This is a genomic window from Xanthomonas sp. LF07-6, from assembly GCF_034105445.1.
GTDB lineage: Bacteria > Pseudomonadota > Gammaproteobacteria > Xanthomonadales > Xanthomonadaceae > Xanthomonas_A > Xanthomonas_A sontii.
The window spans coordinates 49,671-64,362 of sequence record NZ_JAXGGI010000009.1; the positions used below are offsets into that span (position 1 = coordinate 49,671).

General features: G+C 70.9%; 16 protein-coding genes. 5 read left to right on the top strand and 11 right to left on the bottom strand.

The features are described from left to right. The first annotated feature begins 6 nt into the window (after positions 1–6). Genes SLW56_RS14300 through SLW56_RS14315 form a run of 4 tightly spaced genes read left to right on the top strand, consistent with a single transcriptional unit; the run spans position 7 to position 2,801 of the window. Positions 7–456: a polymer-forming cytoskeletal protein gene (locus tag SLW56_RS14300; RefSeq protein WP_017908989.1), complete on the top strand. Its 450-nt coding sequence runs from the start codon at positions 7–9 to the stop codon at positions 454–456. 31 nt (positions 457–487) lie between these two features. Then, positions 488–874 (top strand): iron-sulfur cluster insertion protein ErpA, encoded by a 387-nt coding sequence (gene erpA / locus SLW56_RS14305; RefSeq protein ID WP_017908990.1) that lies wholly within the window; start codon positions 488–490, stop codon positions 872–874. Between the two features lie 48 nt (positions 875–922). Beyond that, the gene (gene nudC, locus SLW56_RS14310) at positions 923–1,852 is read left to right on the top strand and encodes an NAD(+) diphosphatase (protein WP_295910052.1); all 930 of its coding nucleotides are present in this window, start codon (positions 923–925) and stop codon (positions 1,850–1,852) included. A 52-nt stretch (positions 1,853–1,904) separates the two neighbouring features. Beyond that, a complete protein-coding gene (locus SLW56_RS14315; protein WP_320695019.1) occupies positions 1,905–2,801 on the top strand; it encodes a hypothetical protein in 897 nt (298 codons plus the stop codon). Between the two features lie 72 nt (positions 2,802–2,873). On the opposite strand, the gene SLW56_RS14320 is transcribed toward SLW56_RS14315, so the two are convergent. The 8 genes from SLW56_RS14320 to SLW56_RS14355 form a co-directional block, all read right to left on the bottom strand. Next, complete coding sequence (locus SLW56_RS14320) at positions 2,874–3,281, bottom strand: DUF2752 domain-containing protein (protein ID WP_017908847.1); 408 nt, start codon at positions 3,279–3,281, stop codon at positions 2,874–2,876. A 5-nt stretch (positions 3,282–3,286) separates the two neighbouring features. Continuing rightward, positions 3,287–3,637 (bottom strand): CD225/dispanin family protein, encoded by a 351-nt coding sequence (locus SLW56_RS14325; protein WP_017912540.1) that lies wholly within the window; start codon positions 3,635–3,637, stop codon positions 3,287–3,289. A gap of 76 nt (positions 3,638–3,713) precedes the next feature. After that, positions 3,714–4,136: a DUF2752 domain-containing protein gene (locus SLW56_RS14330; RefSeq protein WP_043093564.1), complete on the bottom strand. Its 423-nt coding sequence runs from the start codon at positions 4,134–4,136 to the stop codon at positions 3,714–3,716. Between the two features lie 56 nt (positions 4,137–4,192). Next, positions 4,193–4,474, bottom strand: a complete 282-nt coding sequence (locus tag SLW56_RS14335; protein ID WP_043093563.1) for a CD225/dispanin family protein — start codon at positions 4,472–4,474, stop codon at positions 4,193–4,195. Positions 4,475–4,520: 46 nt separating this feature from the next. Next, positions 4,521–4,748 carry a CD225/dispanin family protein gene (locus SLW56_RS14340; protein ID WP_267084041.1) on the bottom strand — a complete coding sequence of 76 codons (228 nt, stop codon included), beginning with the start codon at positions 4,746–4,748 and terminating at the stop codon, positions 4,521–4,523. Positions 4,749–4,901: 153 nt separating this feature from the next. Further along, on the bottom strand, positions 4,902–6,824 hold the full coding sequence (locus tag SLW56_RS14345; protein ID WP_320695020.1) for an MFS transporter: 1,923 nt from the start codon (positions 6,822–6,824) through the stop codon (positions 4,902–4,904). 27 nt (positions 6,825–6,851) lie between these two features. Then, entirely contained in the window at positions 6,852–7,796 is a 945-nt protein-coding gene (locus SLW56_RS14350; protein ID WP_320695021.1) for a LysR family transcriptional regulator, read from the bottom strand. Positions 7,797–7,884: 88 nt separating this feature from the next. Continuing rightward, positions 7,885–8,811: a hypothetical protein gene (locus SLW56_RS14355; RefSeq protein WP_267083873.1), complete on the bottom strand. Its 927-nt coding sequence runs from the start codon at positions 8,809–8,811 to the stop codon at positions 7,885–7,887. 214 nt (positions 8,812–9,025) lie between these two features. On the opposite strand from SLW56_RS14355, the gene SLW56_RS14360 reads away from it, so the two are divergent. Continuing rightward, on the top strand, positions 9,026–10,243 hold the full coding sequence (locus SLW56_RS14360) for an MFS transporter (RefSeq protein WP_148829495.1): 1,218 nt from the start codon (positions 9,026–9,028) through the stop codon (positions 10,241–10,243). Here the strand turns inward: SLW56_RS14360 and yccS are convergent. The 3 genes from yccS to purD form a co-directional block, all read right to left on the bottom strand. Next, entirely contained in the window at positions 10,182–12,410 is a 2,229-nt protein-coding gene (gene yccS / locus SLW56_RS14365; RefSeq protein ID WP_267083872.1) for a YccS family putative transporter, read from the bottom strand. The genes SLW56_RS14360 and yccS overlap by 62 nt on opposite strands. Positions 12,411–12,462: 52 nt before the next feature. Then, entirely contained in the window at positions 12,463–13,140 is a 678-nt protein-coding gene (locus SLW56_RS14370; RefSeq protein ID WP_267104070.1) for a uracil-DNA glycosylase family protein, read from the bottom strand. A gap of 251 nt (positions 13,141–13,391) precedes the next feature. Then, complete coding sequence (gene purD, locus SLW56_RS14375) at positions 13,392–14,681, bottom strand: phosphoribosylamine--glycine ligase (RefSeq protein WP_267104187.1); 1,290 nt, start codon at positions 14,679–14,681, stop codon at positions 13,392–13,394. Positions 14,682–14,692 lie beyond the last annotated feature (11 nt).

Here is a 14,692-nt window from a genome sequence, read left to right on the forward strand (position 1 = left end):
CAGCCTATGTTTGGGAACAAGAACAGCCGCAACAGCGGCCAGACCGTGGTCGATACGCTGATCGGCGCGCAGGTGGTGATCCGCGGCGACCTGGTGTTCAGCGGTGGCCTCTACGTGGAAGGGCGCATCCTCGGCAAGGTCGTCGCCGAAGACGGCGCGCCGGCCACGTTGACCCTGTCCGAGCACGGCAGCATCGAGGGCGAGGTGCGCGCACCGGTGGTGATCATCAACGGCCAGCTGATCGGCGACGTGCATGCCGCCGAGCGCGTGGAACTGGCGTCGAAGGCGCGGGTGCAGGGCAACGTGCACTACCAGGTGGTGGAGATGAACGCCGGCGCGCAGCTGACCGGGCGCCTGATCCACGCCGGCAGCCTGGCCGCACTGGCGCCGCCGGAAGCGCACCGCGAGGCCGCCGGCGACGCCGAGCCGCCGCGCGCGCTCACCGCCGAGGCTTGATTCGGCCGTCCGCCGTCCCCATTCTCCCGCCATGAGCACTCTCGTCTCCCTGCCCGGCGCCGCGCCCACGCCCGACTACCAGTCCCTGGACCGGCCGTTGAACTTCACCGCGGCCGCCGCGGCCAAGGTGCGCGAGCTGATCCGCGAGGAAGGCAACGACGCGCTGGCGCTGCGCGTCTACATCCAGGGCGGCGGCTGTTCCGGCTTCCAGTACGGCTTCGAGTTCGACGAGAACCGCGCCGAGGACGACCTGGCGGTGCAGACCGACCAGGTCACCCTGCTGGTCGACCCGCTCAGCCTGCAATACCTGATGGGCGCGGAAGTGGATTACAGCGAAGGCCTGCACGGGGCGCAGTTCGTGATCCGCAATCCCAACGCCAAGACCACCTGCGGGTGCGGCAGCAGCTTCAGCGTGTAGACACGCTGCGGCTTGCGGGACGCACGGTTTGCCTGCACCCTGCGGCGCATGTCCGATCCGACGCCTGCCTCTTTCGCCTTCGCCGGTCCTGCGATCGACCGTGCCGATGCCGTACGCAACGACCCGGCCGCGCTGCGCCAGGCCTGGGAACAGGCCAGGGTGCTGGTGCTGGAAGCCGATGGCCAGGCGCATGCCGATGCCGACGGACGCCCGCTGATCGCCAGCGCCGCCGCCCTGGGCGCGCTGGCAGAGCAGGCCATCTTCCTTGGCCTGGACCAGGATCAGGCCTGGTTCGCGCTGGCCGCCGACGCGCTGCCGCAGGCGCTGGCGCCGCCGCAGCGCATCGACCTGCGCCGCGCCGCGGCCGAGTGGCCGGCGCCGGAGGCGGGCCTGTTCGCCTACGCCCGCGCGATGCTGCACTGGCAATCGCGCACCCGCTTCTGCGGCGTGTGCGGCGGCACCATCGCGTTGCAGCGCGGCGGCTTCCTCGGCGTCTGCACGCAGTGCGCCAGCGAACACTATCCGCGGGTGGATCCGGCGGTGATCGTCGCGGTCAGCGATGGCCGGCGCCTGCTGCTGGGGCGCCAGGCGAGCTGGCCGGCGCGGCGCTACTCGGTGATCGCCGGCTTCGTCGAGCCGGGCGAATCGCTGGAGCAGACGGTGGCGCGCGAGGTGGCCGAAGAGACCCAGGTGCGGGTACGGCCCGGCAGTTGCCGCTACTTCGGCGCGCAGCCGTGGCCGTTTCCGGGCGCGCTGATGCTCGGCTTTACCGCACAGGCGGAGGCGGACACGCCGCAGGTGGACGGCGAGCTGGAAGACGCGCGCTGGTTCGAGCGCGAGGAAGTCGGCGCCGCGCTGGCGCGCCTGGCCGCGCACGGCGACAGCGCCGACGACGGCCACGGCCTGCGCCTGCCGCCGCGCATCTCCATCGCCCGCGCGCTGATCGAGGACTGGTACCGGCACGGCGCGCCGGCCTGACCGCGCCGGCGCGTTGCGCGCATCCGCTTCAGAACGGTCCCGGAGGACCTGCATGTTCACGACCCTCGTCGCTGTGATCGTCGCCTTGGTGCTGGGCCATGTCGCGCCTGGCATGGTGGCCTCGTTGCGCCGCTTCGACGCCTTCGGCGACTGGCTGAGCTGGCTGGACACGCATGCCGGCGAGGGCGGCGCCTGGCGCGGCCGCTACGGCATCGCGCTGGCGCTGCTGCCGCCGCTGCTGCTGGTCGGCCTGCTGCAGTGGCTGCTGGCCGCGCCGCACCTGGGCCTGCTGACCCTCCTGTTCGGGATCGTGGTGCTGGCCTTCAGCTGGGGCCCGCGCGACCTGGACACCGACGTCGAGGCGATCATCGACGCCGATGACGCCAGCGCGCGGCGCCTGGCGGTGGCGCAACTGCAGGCCGATGGCGGGCCGCTGCGTGAGGATCCGGCCGGGCTGGTCGAGGCGGTGGCGGTCAGCGCGCTGCGCCGCTGGTTCGCGGTGCTGTTCTGTTTCCTGTTGCTGGGGCCGTTCGGTGCGCTGGGTTATCGGCTGCTGGCGCTGGCCGCGGTCGGCCCCTATGCCGCGCGGCTGCCGCCGGCGACCGCCGCCGGCGCGCGCGCATTGCTGGCGGCGCTGGAATGGCCGGTGGCGCACCTGATGACCTTCTCGCTGGCCCTGGTCGGCAATTTCGAAGCGGTGTTCGGCGCCTGGCGCGCCGCCGGCGGCAAGCGGTGGCAACTGGACACCGGCTTTCTCGGGCCGGTGGCCTGCGCCAGCGTGCGCGGCGAACTCGATGCCGAGGCGCACGACTACAGCGACGCGGGCATGGTGGTGCCGGCGCTGCGGCGCCTGCCCGAACTGCGCGATGCGATGAGCCAGGTGTGGAGGGTGCTGCTGCTGTGGCTGGTGCTGCTGGCGCTGCTGGTGATCGCCGGCTGGGTCAGCTGAGCCAGGCGCCGAGATCGCCTATGCGCAGGCGCTTGCTCGTGCCAGGTGCGAATCGCAAGGTGTTGCGTCCGGCTAGTGCGGCGCCAGCAGGGTGAACGGGAACCACGGCAGGTTGCGCGCGATCCAGTAGCCCGGCAGCGCGACCAGCCAGAAATTCGGCCGCGAGACCACGCTCACGACTGGCGCAAACCAGGCCGCGCGCCAGCCGGCCTTCCAGGCGATCAGGCCCGGCAACAGGGCCAGGCCCAGCATAGCGCCGGGATTCATCGCGAACGCGCCGACCGGGTCCAGGTGCACCAGCGCATGCAGGGCGCGGGTCATGCCGCAGCCCGGGCAGTAATAGCCGGTGAGCGCATGGAACATGCACGGTGCGAACGGGTTGTTCGCGGCATTGGGATCGAAGCGGTACAGCAGCGTGGCGCCGCCGGCCGCGAATGCGGCGGCGGCGCCAAGGCACGCCCGTTGTTGCCAGGCGCGCACGCCGATCAGCTCGCGTGCTGGATCTGCTGCATGTAGTCCATGTAGCTCTGCATGCCGCCGGTGGCGACCATGACGGCATTGATCAGCAGGCCGATGATGGCCAGTGCGGTGGTCACCCAGCACCAGGTCTTGGCGGTGTTGGAGGCGCGGCGCGCGCCTTCCAGGTCGCCCTGGTTGAGCAGGCCGTTGACCTTGCTGGAGAACACGATGGCGACGATGCCGGTGATCAGCGCCGGGCAGCACAGGCAGAAGCCGAGCACCGTCGAGATGATCGCCCAGGCCAGGTGGTTGGGAACCGGACCGGGGACGCCGGAGGCGGGAGGCGGCGGGGGCGCGACGGGGCTGACGGTACTCATGTGGATCTCCTGGATGGGTGGTGCACGGCAGTCGGTGAGTCTAGACGAGTCGCTGCGGTGCGGAGGTGGCGGGCCGTCAGTGCGGCGCGAGCAGTGTGAAGGGATACCAGGGCAGATTGCGCAGCAGCGCATAGCCGAGCAGCACCCATAGCCATAATCGCGGGTCGGCGAGGATCTTCAGCAGCGGCGCGAGCGGGCGCAGGCGCAGGCCGGCGGCGTTGAGCGCCATGATCGCCAGCAGCGGCAGTGCCACCACCAGCAGGGGATTGCTGGTCCAGGCATGGGCCAGGTCCAGGTGCACCAGCGCGTGCAGGCAGCGGGTACTGCCGCAGCCGGGGCAATACAGGCCGGTAAGGGCGCGGAACGGGCAGCCCGGCAGCGGATTGCCGGGGACATTCGGATCGATCCGACGCAGCACCACGGTGGCCACCACCGCGGCGCCGCTCAGTGCGACCAGCGGCAACCAGCGGGGCAGGGACTGCAGGCGCTGAAGGGACATGGCAGGCGGACGATCGCGTGGTCGGCCGCCGTCGCAGGCGACGGCGGCCGCGGCGCTCAGGACATGGACGACTGCTGCATCATGCCCAGGCCGCCCAGGGCGAAGATGAAGATCAGGTACAGCACGATCAGCACCACCGAGGTCGCCGCCGAGTAGATCGCCCACTTCTTGGCCTTGTCCGACGAATCGCGCGCACCGGCCACATCGCCCGCGGCGAGCTTGGTGTTGACCTGCGAGGCGTAGACGATGGACACGATGCCCAGCGGCAGACAGCAGAACAGCGTGGTCAGGATCGCCCAGACGAGGTTGTTGGACACTTGCGGTGCGGTGGTATTCATCCGTGTTACTCCGGTGGTTGGGTGGTGGAACGGGAAACGGTGGGGGTCAGTTGCCGGCCAGGCTGCCGATCGCCTCCAGCAGGACGGCCACGAAGATCCACACGACGACCAGGATCGGCGACGCGAGCGCCCACCAGCCGGCCTTGCGTGCGGCGGCGCGCGCGCCCTCGATGTCGCCGGCAGCGCGGCGGCCATCCACCTGCGCGGCGTAGACGATGGACACGATGCCCAGCGGCAGGCAGCAGAACAGCGTGGAGAGGATCGCCCAGACCATGTTGTTGGGCACATAGACGCCCGCGTTGGGCGCTGTTGGTGGTTCGGGCTGGTTCACTGTCCGCTCGGTCCTTCGCACTGGACGCCACGGCCTGTGGCGTCTCCCCTGCGGTTAATTTACCCGAAGCGCGTGCCCAGGGCACCTGCGCCGCACTCAGGCGGCATCGCCACGCAGCCTTCTCACCTGCGCCTCCAACGTCTCGGCGGTGGCCTGGGCCCCGGCTACCGGCGCATCGGCGATCACCTCGATGTGGGCGCGGAAGCGCCGTGGCACGCGCATGCGCCGCAGCCGCGAATCGCGCTTGCTCCACATGCTGGTCCACATGTTGCGCAGCGCCATCGGTACCACCGGCACCGCGCGCCGGGCCAGGATCTTCTCCACGCCGGACTTGAACGCGGCGATCTCGCCGTCCTTGGTCAGCGCGCCTTCGGGGAAGATGCACACCAGCTCGCCCTCGGCCAGCGCGGCGTCGATGGCGTCGAACGCGCGCTGCATCAGCTCGGGATCCTCGCGCGCCCCGGCGATCGGAATCGCCTTGGCGGTGCGGAAGATCCAGCGCATCACCGGAATGTTGAAGATGCGGTAGTACATGACGAAGCGCACCGGTCGCGGGATCGCCGCGGCCAGCACCAGCGCGTCCATGTAGCTGACGTGGTTGCACACGATCAGCGCCGCGCCCTCGTCGGGCACGTGGCGTTCGACACCGTGCAGACGCAGCCGGTACAGGGTGCGCACCATCACCCAGCTGAGGAAGCGCATCAGGAACTCGGGCACGATGCTGAAGATCCAGATCGCCACCACCGCGTTGGCGATGGCCAGCGCCAGGAGCACCTGCGGGATGCTCAGCCCGGGCATCGGGATGCGCACGCCGAACAGGTGCAACTGCTGCATCTGCAGGGCGATGCCGATCATCGCGGCCAGCACGATGAACAGCGAGTTCTGGATGTTGAGCCCGGCGATGACGCGCGACAGTTCCGCCTTCGGCGTGCGGCTCTGGATCAGCGCGAACAGCGGCACCACGAACAGTCCGGTGCACAGGCCGATGCCGACCAGGTCGAGCATGATCCGCCAGCTGCCGGCCTGGTGGACGAACTGGCCGATGCCCAGGCCGGTCTGCAGCGCGGCGCCAGGGCGGGCGAAGTACAGGTCGAGCATGAAGGCGCTGATGCCGAACGCGCCCAGCGGCACCAGGCCGATCTCGACGGTGCGCCCGGACAGCTTCTCGCACAGCAACGAGCCGGTGCCGGTGCCGATCGAGAACAGCGCCAGGGCGAAGATGTACAGGTCCTGCGCGCCGCCGAGGTTGAGTTCGGCGTAGGTCGGCAACTGCGCGGTGAGCACGGTGCCGACGAACCAGAACCAGGACACGCCGAGCACGGCGTTGCGCACCGCCAGCTGGCGCCGGGTCAGGCGCATGATCGCCAGCGATTCCGGCAGCGGGTTCCAGTTGATCTTCAGCTCGGGTGCGCCGGCGTCGACCTTGGGGATGCAGCGCGCCATCAGGTTGCCGGTGACCGCCAGCGCGACCACCGCGGTGGCCGCGGCCACCGGTCCGTGGCTGCCGGCGATCTGGAAGATCAGCCCACCCAGGATCATGCCGCACAGGATCGAGATCGAGGTGCCCATCTCGACCAGGCCGTTGCCGCCGGTCAGTTCCTCCGGCTTGAGCACCGACGGCAGGATCGAATACTTCACCGGGCCGAACAGGGTCGACTGCAGGCCGGTGCAGAACAGCGCCACCAGCAGCACCGCCATGTTCTCGGTCAGGAAGCCGACCGCGGCCAGCGACATGATGCCGATCTCCATCGTGGTGGTGATGACCACCAGCCGCGACTTTTCCAGCTTCTCGGCGATCTGCCCGGCCAGCGAGGAGAACAGGAAGTACGGCAGGATGAACAGTGCCGGCGCCAGGTTGGTGTACAGCGTGCGCTGCTCCGGGGTCACGCCCAGATAGAACAGCAGGCCGATGATCGCCTGCCGGTACACGTTGTCGTTGAACGCGCCCAGCGACTGGACCGCGAAGAACGGCAGAAAGCGGCGTTGCCGCAACAGGGCGAACTGGCTGTGGGCGGACATGCAGGCTCCTTTGCGAACGCGCGCAGCCTAGCAGGTTCGCCGCGCGCTCAGGCGCGGCGCGCGGCGGCCGGTGCTGGCGCTGTCGGTTGCGGCCTGCAGGGCGTCGCGCTGGGCGCGCAGCAGGGCGATGAAGGCGCGTGCGGCCGGGGTCGGATCCGGCCGCCACACGGCGTAGGTGAGGAAGCGGAAGCGCTCGCGCAATGCCACCGTCGCCACACCGTGCATGCCGGTGGCCATGGTCTGCGGCACCACCGCCAGGCCCAGGTCCTCGGCCACCAGTTGCCGCTGCAGGTCGGCATGGGTGACCTCGTACTGCAGTCGCTGGCGCAGGCCGGCGGCGGCGAAGGCGCGGTCGATGATGCCGCGCACGCCGGCGCCGGGGATCAGCCCGGCCATCGGCGCGTCTTCCAGGTCGCGCAGGGAGACCTGGCGGCGCGCGGCGAAGCGGTTGCCGGGTGCGGCGATCAGCGCCAGCGGTTCCTCGTGCAGCAGAAGGTGTTGCGGCGGCAGCGCCACGTGCGGGCCGACCCCGACCAGGGCCACGTCGAGCCGGCCTTCGCCCAGTTCCAGCAGCAGCTCATCGCTCATGCCGGTGCGCAGGTGCACGTCCACCGCGCTGTGTGCCTCGCGGAAGCGGCGCAGCACCGCCGGCACCTGCACCGCGTTCAACGAGGAGATCTGCCCGATCTGCAGGCGGCCGCGCACCGTGCCCAGGGTCTGCGCCATTTCCTCGTGCAGGCGTTCGGCGGCGCGCAGGGTGGCGCGCGCGTTGTGCAGGAACACCTCGCCGGCGGCGGTGGCGCGCACGTGGCGCGCCCCGCGTTCGAACAGGCGCGCGCCCAGCGCCTGCTCGATCTTGGCGATCTGGTGGCTCAGCGCCGACTGCACGGTGTGGCAGCGGCGCGCGGCCGCGGTGAAGCTGCCTTCCTCGGCGACGGCGACGGCGAATTCGAGCTGGCGCAGGGTCAGCATGGCGCTGCCTGGCGCGCACGGTGGCAATGCCGCAGCCGATCCGCGCCGGGGCTGCATGCGCCACGCGGCGTCTGTCGCAGTGCACGCCTCATGCTGTGCGCCCGAGCCGCTTGCGCCATTGCTGACGCAGCCACAGGCGGATGTTGTAGCGGCGCTTGCGGCTCATGAACGGGTAGCGCAGGGTGATGCCGAGCAGGCCGCGCAGCGTGTCCAGCCGCGGCGCCTGCGCGGGCAGGGCGTCGCAGCGCACCGAGATGCGGTCACAGCCGGCGTCGTGGGTGCGGTGGATGACGTCGGCACGCATGATCAGCAGGTCGCCGACCGCGAGGTGCGGCACCACCTTGTGCGCTTCCAGGTCGAAGCCGATCTTCCAGCCGGGGCTGGCGTCGTACAGATCCTCGATCGCGTACCAGTCGCCGATGGCCAGGGCCTCGCCAGGAAAGCGCAGCCGGAACCAGTCCAGCGTGTCGGCCTCCACGCAGCGGAAGCGCAGCGCGCCGCGGCCCTGGATGCGCTGGTGCAGCTGCGGATCCAGCCGCGCGACCACGTCGTCGGCGACGATGGCCACGTTGGCCAGGCCGGCATCGGGCTTGCGCACCGGCATGTAGCAGATCAGGTAGTTGCGGTGGTCGCCATGCAGGAAATAGCTGAAGTGGTCCAGGTGCCAGTTGAGCGCGCCGCCCGGCGCGGCCTTCGGATCGCGGTGCTGGTCGAACGGCAGACGCAGGCTTGGCGCGGCATGGCTTTCGCGGATGCGGATGGCGCAGTAGCCGAAGCGGTCGACGGCGATCGCCAGGCCCATGGCCGCGGCCACCGCCGGCACGGTGGCGGCGATGCGGGCCTGGATGCGCTGCATGTCCGCCGCCGGCAGGTCGCCGATCACGCCGTCGTGGAACTTCTCGGCGCCTTCCAGGAAGCGCAGCAGGCTGTCGGGAATGTCGCCGTCGCCCAGGAAGCCGCGGACCACCGCATACCCGTGCTGCTGCAGCGCCTCGGCGATGTCGGTGCTGGGCATGGTGCGGGTTCCTTCGGCGCGGGGGCGGTGGTGGGGCGGCGCTCCAGTCCGGACGCCGCCTGCGTTCGAAGCGGCGGCCCCGGGGAACCGGCCGGCCTGTCGGCGCGGGAATCACACTATCTCGAAAACAGATGGCAGTGGTGAAAAAAATGCGTTTGAAAGATCGCTGCCACCGCCACAGACTGCGCCCCTCCCCACGATCCGGTGTCCGTCCATGGAAACGACTTCGCATCCGCCGATGCGCCGCGGCCTGGTGCTGCTGATGGCCACCGCCACCGGCCTGGCGGTGGCCAGCAACTACTACGCGCAGCCGCTGCTGGAGGTGCTGGCGCAGACCTTCGCCATCGACGTGCGCCGCGCCGGTGCGGTGGTCACCACCGCGCAGTTGGCCTACGCCGCCGGCCTGCTGTTCCTGGTACCGCTGGGCGATCGTTTCGAGCGCCGCAGCCTGATCGTCGGCCTGTACGCGCTCAGCGCGGTCGGCCTGCTGGTCAGCGCGATGGCGCACAGCTTCGCGCTGCTGCTGCTGGGTACGCTGATCACCGGCCTGAGTTCGGTGGCGGCGCAGATCCTGGTGCCGTTCGCCGCGACCCTGGCCGCGCCGCACGAGCGCGGCCGAGTCATCGGCACGGTGATGAGCGGCTTGCTGCTGGGCATCCTGCTGGCGCGCACGGCCTCCGGCCTGCTGGCCGGGATCGGCGGCTGGCACACCGTGTACTGGGTCGCGGCGGCGCTGATCCTGGTGGCCTCGGGGCTGCTGTGGCGCGGCCTGCCACGGCACCCGGGCAACCCGCACCTGTCCTATCCGCACCTGATCGGTTCGGTGCTGGCGCTGCTGCGCGACGAGCCGGTGCTGCGCGCGCGCTCGGTGCTGGGCGGGCTGCTGTTCGCCGGCTTCAGCATGTTCTGGACCACCCTGGCGTTCCTGCTGTCCGGCCCGGACTACCGCTACGGCACCGCCACCATCGGCCTGTTCGGGCTGATCGGCGCGGCCGGCGCGTTCGCCGCCAACCTGTCCGGCAAGCTGTCCGACCGCGGCGCCGGCCATCTGGTCGGCTGGGGCGGCCTGGTCATGCTGCTGCTGTCGTGGTTGCTGTTGCTCGGCGCGCCGCACTCGCTGTGGCTGCTGATCGCCGGCGTGGTGCTGCTGGACGTGGCGGTGCAGGGCGTGCACATCGGCAACCAGAGCGTGATCTACCAACTGGATCCGGCCGCGCGCAACCGCATCACCTCGGCCTACGTCACCTGCTATTTCATCGGCGGTGCGATCGGGTCCAGCCTCGGCACCGCGGCCTATGCCTACGCCGGCTGGCGCGGGGTGGCGCTCGGCGGTGCGGCGCTGGCGGTGGTGGCGCTGCTGTGGATGGGCCTCAGCGTGCGGCCGGGGCGGCAAGCGCCGGCGCCGGCGCCGGCGGCACCGTCGCGGCAGTGACCGCCTGCGCGGCGTCGCGCAGCTTGGGCAGCAGGCGCAGGGTCAGCGCGAGCTGGTTGCGCACCAGCCGGCGCTTGGCCTCGTCGATGCCGTCCTCGCGCTCCAGCGCCTCGGCCAGTGCGATCTCGGCCGGCTCGTCGGCGGCCGGCAGCGCACGTCGTTCCGCAAGCGCGTCGGCCAGCGCGCCCAGCGCCTGCGGCAGGTAGTCGCCGGCGCGGGCGATGTCCGGATCAGTCTCGCCGGCCAGCGCCGCCCGATGCGCGCCCAGCGCCGACAGATAGCCGAGCAAGGTGTTGGACAAAGCCAGGAAGCGGAAGCCGGCATCCAGGTTGCGGCGGTAGCGGCCGGGCTCGCGCAGCATGTTCGACAGCGCCACCGACAGCGCGGCGTCGGCGTTGTGCATGTCGCGGCGGGCGATGCGGTAGGGCAGGTCGTCGCGCATGCCGCTGCGGTACTGCTCCAGCACCTGCGCCAGGTAGCGCGCGCTGCTGGACAGCACCGTCGCCAGCACCTGGTTGAGGCGACGGCCCTGCCAGTCCGGCAGGATCAGGAACGAGGCGGCGGCGGCGATCGCGCAACCGATCAGGGTGTCGAGCAGGCGCGGCCAGATCAGCATGAAGCCGTCGCCGATCAGGTTGAAGCAAAACAGCGCCATCACCGTGATCGCCGCGGTGGCGAGCATGTAGCGGTCGGTGCGGGTGACGAAGAACACCAGCGTGCCGAGCAGGGCGAACAGCAACTGCAGCTCGGTGCCCGGGAACAGTTGCATCAGCGCCCACGCCGCGCCCAGGCCGATCAGGGTGCCGGCGATGCGCTGGGCCAGGCGCAGGCGGGTGGCGCCGTAGTTGGGCCGGCACACGAAGGCGGTGGTCAGCAGGATCCAGTAGCCGTTGCTGGCGTGGATCGACTGCATGATGGCGTAGCCCACCACCAGCGCAATCGCCATGCGCAGGCCGTGCCGGAACAGCACCGAGCCGGGCGTGAGCTGCTGGCCCAGGCGCCGCAGCATCTCGCGCAGGGTGTGCGGCGACGAGTCGCGCAGGCGGGTGTCGAGGGTGTCGCTGGTGGTGTCCGATTGCGCGGCCTCGGCCAGGCGCCGCTCGATGCTGTGCAGGTTGGTCACCAGCAATTCCAGCGAGCCGAGCAGCCGCGCCTGCCGTGGGTCGCCACGGGCGTGCAGGAAATCCAGCGACTGGCGCAGGTCGGTGGTGGCCTGCTGGGTCTGCTCGCCGTAGTCGAACGGCTGGCGCAGCCGGATCGCCTCGCCCAGCGCCGCGCAGGCCTTGCCCTGCAGGGCCAGCAGGCGCTGGCAGCGGTACAGCACGTCGCTGTGGAAGAACGCGTCGGTCAGCGCCTCGTACGGGTAGTGCGAGGAACTGGCGCGCTCGTGGAAGTCCTGCGCCATGTAGTACAGGCGGAAATACAGGCCCGACTGCACGCCGGGCCGGCCGGAGCGGCCGAAGCGGCTGATGATCGCGGTCTTGGCCGCGTTGAGTGCGGCCACCACCTGCGCGTTCTGCTCGGCCAGCGCCAGCCGCCGCGCGTGCAGGTCGCTCTGCCGCACCGGCTCGAACAGGGCCGCCTTGAGCCGCAGGTAGCGGCCCAGCTCCAGGTACAGCCGCGACAACCGCTCGCGCACCGGCCGGTTGGCGAACAGCACCGTCCACAGCACCGACAGCACCGCGTACCAGCCGGCGCCGAGCAGCAGCAAGGCCACGCCGTGCCAGGCGTTGCCGCCGACGTGGCCGTTCTGGGTGCCGTGGTCCAGGCCGATCATCGCGTAGATCGCCAGCGCCACCGTGGCCTGGGCGATGGAGGCGTAGCGTTCGCCGAGCGCGCCGAGCAGGGTCAGGGCGAAGGTGGACAGCGCCAGGCCGGCCGCGAACGGCCACGGATACGGGAACAACAGCACCACCGCGGCCGCGGCGGCGGCGAAACACAGCAGCGACAGCAGCACCGACTTGATCCGGCCCAGCCAGTTGTCGTCGGTTTCGGCGATGGCGCTGGCGATGGTGCCCAGGAAAATCGCCGGCACCGCCTCCAGTTGCTGCAGGTGCCAGCACACGCCCATCGCCACCGCCAGCGCGATGAAGACGCGCAGCCCGTAGCTGGCCTTTTCGTGGGCCCACAGGCGGCTGAGGCGGGTTTCGATCGAGGGGGTCGGCACGGCAACACGATAGCGCACCGTCGCTGTATGCGATCCCCTTTTAGAGGCCGGCTCAGACCGCGAGTTGTCGCAGGCGTGCGTCCAGCAGCGCCGGGAAGCGTTTGTACCAGGTCTGGTTGAGCGGCGAGGGATGCGGCAGCGGGTACAGCGTCACGCGGCGGCTGCGGCGGCCGTCCTCGCTGCGCAGCTCCACCTCGGTCTGCGCCTGGAAGCGGTCCTCACGCGCCCAGAACGCCTCCAGCGCCGCGCGCACCTCGCGCGGCTGGTCGATGCCGAACCACAGGAAGGCTTCGCGCCCGAGGGTGAGGATGGCATCGCCGCGCCACTGCTCAAGCAGCAGGCGCCGCATCAGCGGGTGGAAGCGCCGCTTCACCGCCATCGACCACGCCTTGTTGCCCACCGGCTTGTACGGCACGGTGTTGAGCCAGAAGGCGACGCGGCCGGCCTCGAGCCCGGCCGCGAAGTCGGGCATCTCCTCGCCGAGGTGCAGGTGCCGGTACAGCGCCTTGCGCACCAGTTGGCCGCCGCTGCCGACAAAGGGCGCGCCGTGCTCGACCTCGCTGCGGCCCGGGTCGCGGCCGAGGATGCACACCTTCGCATCGCGGCGGCCCAGGCCGATGATGGGGTCGAGCGGATCCTTGCCGCAGGCGGCGTAGGCCGCGGTGTCGATGCCATCGGTCTGCGCGGCGAGCGCGCGGAAGCGGGTGCGGAGGGTGGGGGAGAGGGCCATGGGCATGCGCGAAGCGGTAGAGGATCCAGGCTAGCGCAGGCCCGATGGAGAGTGCGTGGGCGCATTCGCAGGAGCGGCTTCAGCCGCGACCGGCGTTCCCGGTCATGCCCCTGTCGCGGCTGAAGCCGCTCCTACGGGTGCGATGTCCGGGTGCCTTGTGGGAGGGACTTCAGTCCCGACGAGCGAGGGTGTCAGCCGTGCTTCGGGCTTCGCTCGTCGCGGCTGAAGCCGCTCCTGCCCGTGGCGACGTGTTACGCCCCCTGCTCGCGCGCGATCGCGCGCCAGCCGATGTCGTGGCGGTGGAATTCGCTGGCCCAGTGAATCTGCGCCACGCCGGCGTAGGCATGCCGCTGCGCCTCGGCCACGCTGTCGCCCAGCGCCGCCACGCACAGCACGCGGCCGCCGGCGCTGAGCACGCGGCCCTGCGCATCCAGCGTGGTGCCGGCATGGAACACCTTGGCGTTGCCCGGCACCGCGTCCAGGCCGGTGATCGCTTCGCCGGTGACCGGGGTTTCCGGATACGGCGCCGCCGCCAGCACCACGCCCAGCGACGGGCGCGGATCCCACTGCGCCTCGGTGGCGTGCAGGCGTTCGTCGAGCGCGGCCTCGAGCAGGTCGAGCAGGTCCGACTGCAGACGCAGCATCACCGGCTGCGTTTCCGGGTCGCCGAAGCGCACGTTGAACTCGATCACCTTGGGCGCGCCGCTGGCGTCGATCATCAGCCCGGCGTAGAGGAAGCCGGTGAACGGCACGCCGTCGTCGCGCATGCCGCGCACGGTCGGCTCGACCACTTCGCGCATCACCCGCGCGTGCACCTCGGGCGTCACCACCGGCGCCGGCGAGTACGCGCCCATGCCGCCGGTGTTGGGGCCGGTGTCGCCGTCGCCGACGCGCTTGTGGTCCTGGCTGGTGGCCATCGGCAGCGCGGTGTGGCCGTCGACCATGGAAATGAAGCTGGCTTCCTCGCCGTCGAGGAATTCCTCGATCACCACACGCGCACCGGCGTCGCCGAAGGCGTTGCCGGACAGCATGTCGCGCACCGCGGCCTCGGCCTCGTCCAGCGACATCGCCACGATCACGCCCTTGCCGGCGGCCAGGCCGTCGGCCTTGATCACGATCGGCGCGCCCTTGTCGCGGACATAGGCCAGCGCTGCCTCGACCTCGGTGTGCACGGCGTAGAACGCGGTGGGAATGCCGTGGCGCTGCAGGAAGTCCTTGGCGTAGGCCTTGCTGCCTTCCAGCTGCGCGGCGGCGGCGCTGGGGCCGAAGATGCGCAGCCCGGCGGCGCGGAAGCGGTCGACCACGCCCAGCACCAGCGGCACTTCCGGGCCGACCACGGTCAGTGCCACGCCTTCGTCCCGGGCCAGCGCGAGCAGTCCGTCGAGGTCGTTGACCTTGACCTGCACGTTGCGGCACTTGGCCTCGCCGGCGGTGCCGGCATTGCCGGGCGCCACCAGCACTTCGTCGACACGGGGGGACTGGGCCAGCTTCCAGGCCAGGGCGTGTTCGCGGCCGCCGGAGCCGATGACGAGCAGTTTCATCGCGGAATTCC